At 61.0% G+C, this 9928-nt stretch carries 8 protein-coding genes; 1 reads left to right on the top strand and 7 read right to left on the bottom strand.

Annotated elements, in window-relative coordinates:
* Positions 1-43 precede the first annotated feature (43 nt).
* Both recJ and OC610_RS13750 read right to left on the bottom strand, forming a co-directional pair.
* A complete protein-coding gene (gene recJ / locus OC610_RS13745) occupies positions 44-1753 on the bottom strand; it encodes a single-stranded-DNA-specific exonuclease RecJ (protein ID WP_264428351.1) in 1710 nt (569 codons plus the stop codon).
* Positions 1754-1911: 158 nt separating this feature from the next.
* Entirely contained in the window at positions 1912-2454 is a 543-nt protein-coding gene (locus OC610_RS13750) for a YaeQ family protein (protein ID WP_264428353.1), read from the bottom strand.
* 148 nt (positions 2455-2602) lie between these two features.
* On the opposite strand from OC610_RS13750, the gene OC610_RS13755 reads away from it, so the two are divergent.
* Positions 2603-3802, top strand: a complete 1200-nt coding sequence (locus OC610_RS13755) for a CaiB/BaiF CoA transferase family protein (RefSeq protein WP_264428355.1) — start codon at positions 2603-2605, stop codon at positions 3800-3802.
* 344 nt (positions 3803-4146) lie between these two features.
* Here OC610_RS13755 and OC610_RS13760 read toward each other — a convergent pair whose 3' ends face one another.
* The 5 genes from OC610_RS13760 to OC610_RS13780 form a co-directional block, all read right to left on the bottom strand.
* The gene (locus OC610_RS13760; RefSeq protein WP_264428357.1) at positions 4147-4434 is read right to left on the bottom strand and encodes a DUF3509 domain-containing protein; all 288 of its coding nucleotides are present in this window, start codon (positions 4432-4434) and stop codon (positions 4147-4149) included.
* 164 nt (positions 4435-4598) lie between these two features.
* Positions 4599-5969, bottom strand: coding sequence for a transporter substrate-binding domain-containing protein (locus OC610_RS13765; RefSeq protein ID WP_264428358.1), 1371 nt, complete (start codon positions 5967-5969; stop codon positions 4599-4601).
* A 119-nt stretch (positions 5970-6088) separates the two neighbouring features.
* Positions 6089-7498, bottom strand: coding sequence for a threonine synthase (thrC, locus tag OC610_RS13770; RefSeq protein WP_264428360.1), 1410 nt, complete (start codon positions 7496-7498; stop codon positions 6089-6091).
* A gap of 102 nt (positions 7499-7600) precedes the next feature.
* Positions 7601-8905 (bottom strand): homoserine dehydrogenase, encoded by a 1305-nt coding sequence (locus tag OC610_RS13775; protein ID WP_264428361.1) that lies wholly within the window; start codon positions 8903-8905, stop codon positions 7601-7603.
* Positions 8906-9037: 132 nt separating this feature from the next.
* On the bottom strand, positions 9038-9769 hold the full coding sequence (locus OC610_RS13780) for a DsbC family protein (protein WP_030139556.1): 732 nt from the start codon (positions 9767-9769) through the stop codon (positions 9038-9040).
* Positions 9770-9928 lie beyond the last annotated feature (159 nt).

Here is a 9928-nt window from a genome sequence, read left to right on the forward strand (position 1 = left end):
ACCCCGCCAGCTTCCCTTCCACGAAGGCCGACCAGCTTATCGGCTACCGCGGTTCGATATGGGCAATCATCAACTGCACCGTTTCCTGGCCGCGGAACTCGTTGAGGTCGAGCTTGTAGGCGAGTTCGACCCAACGCACCGTAGGATTTGGCCAGATCTCGCGGTCGATGCCAAAGGCGATGCCATCGAGCTTCACCGAGCCGCACTCGCTCTTGAGGATGACCTTCAGGTGCCGCTCGCCCACCACGCGCTGCTCGACCAACTGGAACACGCCATGAAACATTGGCTCGGGGAAATGCTGGCCCCAAGGGCCGGCGTGACGCAGCGCCCGGGCCAGTTCCAGGTGGAACTCCTCCACCGCCAGGGTACCGTCCGACAAAAGCCGTCCGGTCAAGTCTTCTTCGCGCAATTGCCTGCGCACTTCCGCGTCAAACGCCTCGGCGAACGCCGGAAAGTTCGCCTCCGGCAACGTCAGCCCCGCCGCCATGGCATGGCCGCCGTATTTGCTGATCAGTGTCGGATGCTGCGCCGCGACGACACTCAGCGCATCGCGAATATGAAAGCCCGGTACCGAGCGGCCGGAGCCTTTGAGCAAACCGTCCCCGGCATCGGCAAAGGCAATGGTTGGACGGAAATACCGCTCTTTCATCCGCGACGCGAGGATGCCGATGACCCCTTGGTGCCACTGCGGATCGAACAGGCATAAACCGAACGGCATCGACTCCACCGGCAAATCCTTGAGCTGGGCCAGCGCTTCGCGCTGCATGCCCTGTTCGATGGACTTGCGGTCCTGGTTCATGCCATCCAGTTGCGCCGCCATTTCCCGCGCCAGCGCCGGGTCATCGGTGAGCAGGCATTCGATGCCCAGGCTCATGTCATCCAGGCGCCCCGCCGCATTCAGCCGCGGGCCGAGAATGAAACCGAGGTCGGTGGACGTGATACGCGACGGGTCGCGCTTGGCCACTTCCAGGATCGCCTTGATCCCGGGGCGGGCGCGGCCGGCGCGAATACGCTCCAGGCCTTGGTGCACCAGGATCCGGTTATTGGCGTCCAAAGGAACCACGTCGGCAACGCTGCCCAGCGCTACCAGGTCCAGCAGTTCGCCGATGTTCGGTTGGGGCTTGGTGGCATACCAGCCCAGGCTGCGCAAACGCGCCCGCAACGCCATCAATACGTAAAAAATCACGCCGACGCCCGCCAGTGCCTTGCTGGGGAATTCACAGCCAGGCTGGTTCGGGTTGACGATGGCATCGGCCGCCGGCAGCTCGAGGCCGGGCAAGTGGTGGTCGGTGACGAGCACCTTGAGACCCGCCCCTTTCGCCGCCGCCACGCCTTCGACGCTGGAAATGCCGTTGTCCACGGTGATCAGCAATTGCGGCTCGCGCGCCAGGGCGACTTCGACGATTTCCGGGGTCAGTCCGTAGCCATATTCGAAGCGGTTGGGCACCAGGTAATCGACATGGGCCGCACCGAGCAGGCGCAGGCCCAATACCCCTACCGTGCTGGCAGTCGCACCGTCGGCGTCGAAATCGCCAACGATCAGGATGCGCTGGCGTTGCTCCAGCGCCGTCACCAGCAGGTCCACTGCGGCGTCGATCCCCTTGAGCTGTTGATAGGGAATCAAGCGCGCAAGGCTTTTATCCAGTTCAACCGCCGATAGCACGCCACGGGCGGCGTACAGGCGGGTCAACAGCGGCGGCAGGTCACCGAGGAATGGCAGGGTGTCGGGTAACTGGCGGGGTTCTATGCGCATGGGGGAACGGAAATTTCTCTACTTTTTGGTCCTGGACCGTGGCGAGGGAGCTTGCTCCCGCTTGGGTGCGCAGCGCCCACAATCAAGGGGGCCGCTACGCAGCCCAGCGGGAGCAAGCTCCCTCGCCACAATGAGTTCACTCAATACCTGTCAATGGCTCAACCACGCTCGCCCAGTAACCACTGCAGCTGCACTTCGTGCTGGCCACGGTCGTCGGTCACGAAAATCGTCCCCTCGCTGATCATCACGTCCCACTTGATGACCCGGGGCATGTCCTGGGCCAGGGTTTCGAGGACTTCCTGGGGCACGGCGGCGATGTTCACGTTCTTCAGCGTCTTCACGGCGGGAATCACCTTACCTTCCCAGACACGCAGGCTGCCATAGGCCAGCAGGCTGGTGCGCTCGGTGCGGCGCGAGCACCAGGTCAGGCGCTCGGCGTCCGGCTGACCGACTTCGATCCAATGCAGCACACGGTCGTCCAGGCTTTTTTCCCACAACGCGGGTTCATCGACGTCTGACAGACCACGACCGAACGACAGCAGCTCGTTGTACCAGAACGCGTAGGCCAGCAGGCGCACGGTCATGCGCTCCTCGGTTTCCGAAGGATGACGGGCGATGGTTTGCTTCACGCTCTCATACACGTTGCGGTCGAGGTCGGTGAGGTTCAGTTCAAACTTGTAGGTCGTGGACGGCTGGGCCATGAACGGGCTTCTTGATACGAGGAAAGGCGGCAAGTCTAACCGATGACACGGACAATCCACGAATTGCCGACCATCAACCTGCGGCGACTGACCTTGGCCTATGATAAAACGCTGTTCTCGTTCCGCCTTTGTCCTACAAGGATTCGTTATGTCGCTTACTGCCAAACCCCTTGCCGGCGTCAAGGTCATCGAACTTGGCACCCTGATCGCCGGCCCTTTCGCCTCGCGCATCTGCGGTGAATTCGGCGCCGAGGTGATCAAGGTCGAATCGCCCGACGGCGGCGATCCGCTGCGTAAATGGCGCAAGCTGTACGAAGGCACGTCCTTGTGGTGGTTTGTCCAGGCACGCAACAAAAAGTCCCTGACGTTGAACCTCAAGCACCCCGATGGCCTGGCGATCCTGAAACAGCTGATCGGCGAAGCAGACATCCTGATCGAGAATTTTCGCCCCGGCGTGTTGGAAAAACTCGGCCTGGGCTGGGACGTGCTGCACGCACTGAACCCGAAACTGGTGATGGTCCGGCTTTCCGGTTTCGGCCAGACCGGGCCGATGAAGGACCAACCCGGTTTTGGCGCCGTTGGCGAATCCATGGGCGGCCTGCGCTACATCACCGGTTTCGAGGATCGCCCGCCGGTCCGTACGGGAATTTCCATCGGCGACTCCATTGCCGCGCTCTGGGGCGTGATCGGCGCGCTGATGGCCTTGCGTCATCGCGAGGTGAATGGCGGCACCGGACAAGTGGTGGACGTGGCGCTGTATGAAGCGATATTCGCCATGATGGAAAGCATGGTGCCGGAATTCGATGTGTTCGGTTTCATTCGCGAACGCACCGGCAACATCATGCCCGGCATCACCCCGTCGTCCATCCATACCAGCGCCGACGGAAAACACGTACAGATCGGCGCCAACGGTGATGCGATCTTCAAGCGTTTCATGCAGATCATCGGCCGTGACGACCTGGCCAACGACCCGCAACTGGCCAGCAATGATGGACGTGACAGTCGCCGCGACGAGCTCTATGGCGTGATCGATCGTTGGGTCAACTCACTGCCGCTGGAGACTGTCATCGAACAGTTGAACCAGGCTGGAGTCCCGGCCAGTCGGATCTTCAGTGCCGAAGACATGTTCAGCGACCCGCAATTTCTCGCCCGGGAAATGTTCCTGCAGGCCAAGCTGCCGGACGGCAAGGCGTTCAAGATGCCCGGAATCATCCCGAAGCTCTCGCAAACACCTGGTACGTCCGAATGGGTCGGACCGGCGTTGGGCGAGCACAATGCGCAGGTACTCGGTGAGCTTGGCTACGATGCGCAGCGGATCGCCAGACTGCGGGCCGATGGTGCTATTTGATGCGACCGTGGATCTGCTGTGAACGAAAATCTCGAATTCACCATAGATCCATTGTGGGAGCGAGCTTGCTCGCGATGGCGTCGGGTCAGCCAATTCCGACGTCAACGGACACACCGCAATCGCGAGCAAGCTCGCTCCCACCCAGATTCAGCGCGGTCGAGTGGCCGCGCCAAGGCTTGAACGCCAGGCAAAAAGAAACCCCGAGAAGTGGGGAGACAACTCGGGGTTAAACGTGACCATTCAGGTCCGTACAACAAGCGACAAGCACCGGAGCACAATGCTTGCTCTTGTTGGTAAAAGGTCTGACTCACCAGGGTGTAGGAAGGTTCCCTAGGAAATATCGCTCAATTCGGGACAGTCATGACCTTGTCGCGCGCCAGATTGCGCAATGCGGCGATCACGCAAGGCTCCAAGCGGCCTTCGGCAATCATCACGTCGCGATGCAGGCCATCGACCACGTCCGTCAGTTGGCGTTTGTCGGCCAATTGGGCCTGATTGAACACTCGCTCGACCATGATGGCGCCCGATCGGTTCTTCAGCGTCACCAGGCACTCGCCCTTGGTACCGGAGGGAGTGAGCGTGACCTGATACGGGCTCAAGGCTTCATTCAGCAACAGGCTGATACTTTCCATTCGATCACCCTTCATTAGTCCGAAAAAACAACTGCACAGTAAGTGACCGTTGGGCCTGGCGGAAAGTTCGCCTGCGCAACGAAGCGCCGCACCCGTGGCCTGTTCAAAACGAGCATGCGCGCCCAATGTGACAGGCAGGCAACAGCCATTGCCCGTTGACGGACTTACGCCAGAAACCGGTTCGAATGCCTCCACCGCCGCCTGACGTCGATCCATCCCCCCAGGAGTCCCCGCAATTGCCCATCGGCCCCATAAAATGGCACCGACCAGTGATAGATGTCCCGTAATCCGCAGCTGAACATTAGTTGACGGTCGACAAATCGCGGCTTGCGGGTTTGCAACTGCTCCATCAGTTCGCCATGCAGCAGCTCGGCAGTCGCCGATGGAAACGCCGAAGAGTCTGTCAGACGCGTCCCTCGCAGTTTTTCGAAGCGGGTCGAAAACTGTTCCTCGTAGCTTCTGTTGCACATGATCAACCGTCCCTCGAGGTCACGAATGAAGATCGGATCGGGAATGGCATCCATCACGGCTCGTTGGAAGCTCAACTGGTCGTTGAGTACCGCCTCGGCCTTGAGACGCTGATTGATCTGCGCCTGCAGCCGACGGCTCCACAGCAGGGACAACAGGCCAAACACGCCCGCCCCGACCACACACCAATAGCCCCACTGTGAGACACGTGCCCAGAGCGACGGCGCCTGGCGCGGGGCGATACCTGCCAGCCACTTGGCGCGCAGCGCGCGCATTTCTTCGACCGGGAACGCTTCCAGCGCCTTGTTCAGGATGCCCAGCAAAGGTCGCAGGTCCTGGCGCACAGCCAGATAATCGGGTTCCCATCGACCTTCGAGGTTGCTGCCCACCTGCAACTGCCCTGCGGGATAAAGGTGCGCGCCGGTTTCATTCTCGATGGTGGCATGGGCTTCCCGGCTCTCCACCAGCGCCCTCGCCTCCCCGTAGGTCTTGACCGTGCGCAGCTCGATGGCCGGATGGTCGCGCTTGATCTGCGCTTCCAACGCGTGGCGTGCCGGCAACGCGAGGATCTTGCCGTTGAGCTGCTCCAGTGAATGGAGCATGGGCGCTCCGTTGCGCCCGACGAAGACCCAGCCGGAGCCTCCGAAGGCATGGCTGAAGCTCAGGAACTCCCGGCGCTCATCGTTCATCGCCAGGGTGGTGGTCATGTCGGCCTCGCCGTCCTGCAACATTGCGATCAACTGATCAGGAGAGAACGATTCCCGGTGGACGAACTCAAGCCCGGTCATTTGCGCGATGCGCCGCAAGATATCGTCGTTCAGCCCATTCCATTGCCCGCGTTCATCTTTGAACAGGTACAGCGGGAACTGCATCGAGGCAACGACGACACGCGGATTTTCCCTGATCCACCGCAACTCCTCGGCATCGAGCGCCAGCCGCCCGACCGACTCGAACGCTGGTTGCCCGGAAGCCGCCAGTTGGGCCGCGCCGCCCCACTGGGTCCAGTACATCAGGACCAGGCCCATCATCCAGCTCAACGCTGGTTTGCATCGGATAAAGAACAACATCTGCATTCCTTCGAAATGACCCGCCCATCCCTCCAAGGGCGAAAACCCGACCAGTTTGGCATGCAGAAACAAGAAAGCCCGTCAGGAGACGGGCTTCAAAATGTGACAGGTGAAGGCGATCAGAGAGGCTTGCCGCGATTGCCATGCTGGCTGACAAAGGCCTGCACGGCTTTCAAGTCGTTAGGCAACACGGTGCAACGCTCGTTTCGCTCAAACAAATCAGAAAGATGTGCAGGCAGTTCGAGTGCTTTTCCTACGCCCGCTTTCTCCACGGCTTCCGGAAACTTGACCGGGTGAGCGGTGCCCAGGATGACCATCGGGATGTCAAGGCTGCGACGGCATTCACGCGCAGCCCTCACACCGATGGCGGTGTGGGGGTCGAGCAACTCGCCGCTTTGCCCGAACACCTCGGCGATGGTTTCGCAGGTCTGGGCGTCATCCACGGCCAGGGAATCGAACAGCTTGCGGGCTTCGGTCCAACGCTCGGCCTCGACGCTGAAACCACCGCCCTGACGGAAGCTGTCCATCAGGCTGGCAATCGCCGCGCCGTTGCGGCCGTGCAAGTCGAACAACAGGCGTTCGAAATTCGACGACACCATGATGTCCATCGAAGGCGACAGCGTGGCGTGCAGGGTTTCCTTCACGTACTGGTTGCCGCTCATGAAGCGATGCAGGATGTCGTTGCGGTTGGTGGCGACGATCAATTGATTGATCGGCAGGCCCATGTTGCGCGCCAGGTAGCCGGCGAAGATATCGCCGAAGTTGCCGGTCGGCACCGAGAACGACACCGAACGGGCCGGGCCGCCCAATTGCAGGGCCGCGTGGAAGTAATAGACGATCTGGGCCATGATCCGCGCCCAGTTGATCGAGTTCACTGCCACCAGCCGCGTGCCCTTGAGGAAACTCTGGTCGGCGAAGCTGGCCTTGACCATCTCCTGGCAGTCGTCGAAATTGCCTTCGATGGCGATGTTATGGATGTTTTCGCCGAAGATGGTCGTCATCTGCCGACGCTGCACTTCCGAGACACGGTTGTGCGGGTGCAGGATGAAGATGTCGACGTTCTCGCAATGCTTGCAGCCTTCGATGGCGGCCGAACCGGTGTCGCCGGAAGTCGCACCGACAATCACTACGCGCTCGCCACGTTTCTGCAGCACGTAGTCCAGCAGCCGACCGAGCAGTTGCAGGGCAAAATCCTTGAACGCCAGCGTCGGGCCGTGGAACAGCTCCATGACCCATTCGTTACCGTTGAGCTGACGCAACGGGGCAATGGCATTGTGGGAAAAGACGCCATAGGTCTCTTCGAGAATCTTCTTGAAATCGGCGTCCGGAATGCTGCCGGCAACAAACGGGCGCATCACGCGGAAGGCCAGCTCGTGATAGGGCAGGCCGGCCCAGGAGGCGATTTCTTCCTGGGTGAAACGCGGCAGGTTCTCCGGCACATAGAGACCGCCATCCGTGGCCAGGCCGGCCAGCAGGACATCTTCGAAATTCAGGGCCGGTGCCTGGCCGCGGGTGCTGATATAGCGCATAGGGGCAAACCTTCGGTTTGAGCGGCGAGCGGCGAGCTGCAAGCCACAAGTAAAAGCGGGTCTGCTTTAACTTGTAGCTCTCAGCTTGCAGCTTGCAGCTGCTTAGTTCAAATGCTCGACGCGGATACGGACCACTGGGCCAACGACGCCCTGCAGCGCTTCCAACGCGGCGATCGCGTCGTTGATTCGCTGCTCGACCACGCGGTGGGTCAGCAGGATCATCGGCACCAGGCCGTCATGTTCCTCGACTTCCTTTTGCATGATCGACTCGATGTTGATGCCACGCTCCGAAAGAATGCTCGCGACCTGGGCCAATACGCCCGGGTGGTCCTTGGCCTGGATGCGCAAGTAGTAGGCGCTTTCGCAGGCGTCGATCGGAAGAATCGGATGGGCCGACAGCGAATCCGGCTGGAAAGCCAGGTGCGGCACGCGGTTTTCCGGGTCCGAGGTCATGGCGCGAACCACATCCACCAGGTCGGCGATCACCGAAGATGCAGTCGGCTCCATGCCGGCGCCAGCCCCGTAGAACAGCGTCGAGCCGGAGGCATCGCCGTTGACCATCACCGCATTCATCACGCCGTTGACGTTGGCGATCAGGCGATCCGCCGGGATCAGCGTCGGGTGCACACGCAATTCGATACCGCTGGCAGTGCTGCGCGCCACGCCCAGGTGCTTGATGCGATAGCCGAGGGCTTCGGCATAGTTCACGTCGGCGGTGGTCAGCTTGGTGATGCCTTCGGTGTAGGCCTTGTCGAATTGCAGCGGGATGCCAAAGGCGATGGAAGCCAGGATCGTCAGCTTGTGCGCCGCGTCGATGCCTTCCACGTCGAAGGTCGGATCGGCCTCGGCATAACCCAGGGCCTGGGCTTCGGTAAGCACGTCCTCGAAGGTGCGCCCTTTCTCGCGCATCTCGGTGAGGATGAAGTTGCCGGTGCCGTTGATGATCCCCGCGACCCAGTTGATGCGGTTGGCCGACAGGCCTTCACGAATCGCCTTGATCACCGGGATTCCCCCGGCCACGGCGGCTTCGAATGCCACGATCACGCCTTTCTCGCGCGCCTTGGCGAAAATCTCATTACCGTGAACGGCGATGAGCGCCTTGTTCGCGGTGACCACATGCTTGCCATTCTCGATGGCCTTGAGTACCAGCTCTCGGGCAACGGTATAGCCGCCCATCAGCTCTATCACGATGTCGATCTCAGGGTTCGTGGCCACTTCGAAGACATCGTTGGTAATCGCAATACCGGTCATCTGGAACTGAGGCTTTGGCGTGCGCATGGCAATTTGTGCCACTTCGATTCCACGCCCGGCACGACGAGCAATTTCCTCGGCGTTGCGCTGAAGTACGTTGAAGGTGCCGCCACCGACGGTACCTAACCCACAGATGCCTACTTTGACCGGATTCACTCTTGACTCCCCATGAAACGGCCGACGCAAGGTCGGCCGTGAAATACAGCCGCGCAGCAACGCGACTTTGTGTTTAACGGCCCGACGAAGGTTTTCGCCGAGCCGTGATCTTCAAAAGCGGATCGACCCTGGTCATTTTGCGCTCAGGGCCAGTTTGGCGACTTGCGGCGCCGGCTGATAGCCCGGAATCACTTGGCCGTCCGCCAAAACGATGGCCGGCGTGCCGTTCACGCCGATGGACTGGCCGAGGGCGAACTGCTTGGAAACCGGGTTCTCGCACTTGGCGGCCTTGATTTCCTTGCCGTCGACCATCTTGTCCATGGCCGCTTTCTTGTCCTTGGAGCACCAGACCGCCTGCAGCTGCTCGTCACCCGGCGAACCCAGGCCCTGGCGCGGGAACGCCACGTAGCGCACTTCGATACCGCGCTTGTTCAGCTCCGGCACTTCAGCGTGCAGCTTGTGGCAATACGGGCAAGTGGTGTCGGTGAATACGGTGATGTGCGACTTGGTCTCGCCGATCGCCGGGTAGACCACGGTCTCGGCAACCGGGATGCCGTTGATCAGCTTGGAAATGCCCTGGCGCTCGGTGATCTCGGTGAGATTGACCGGCTTGCCATCCTTGAGCGCGAACAGGTTGCCCTGGACGATGTACTGGCCGTCGGCACTGGCGTACAGCACGCGGCTGCCCTTGAGCTTGACTTCATACAGGCCGGACATCGGGCTGGCGGTAATGGCTTCGATCGGCACTTCGAGCTCAAGGTTGGCCAGGCTCTTGCGGATGGCCTGGTCGGCCGCGTCATCGGCGATGGCAAAGGTACTGGCCAGCGCAATGGCGGCGGCGGTGAACATCTGGATCAAACGCATGGGGACTCCTGAGGCGAACAAATGGGACGAGGAAACGCCGACCCGCAGATTCGGGTTCCAGCCGCCCACTGTGCAAACCGGGAAAGCCTACCACATAAGGGTGGCGTGGCCGAACTCACCTGTCGCAAGACAGCACTGTGGCGAGGGAGCTTACTCCCG

It is taken from the genome of Pseudomonas agronomica, from assembly GCF_025917275.1.
In the GTDB taxonomy this organism is placed as follows: domain Bacteria; phylum Pseudomonadota; class Gammaproteobacteria; order Pseudomonadales; family Pseudomonadaceae; genus Aquipseudomonas; species Aquipseudomonas agronomica.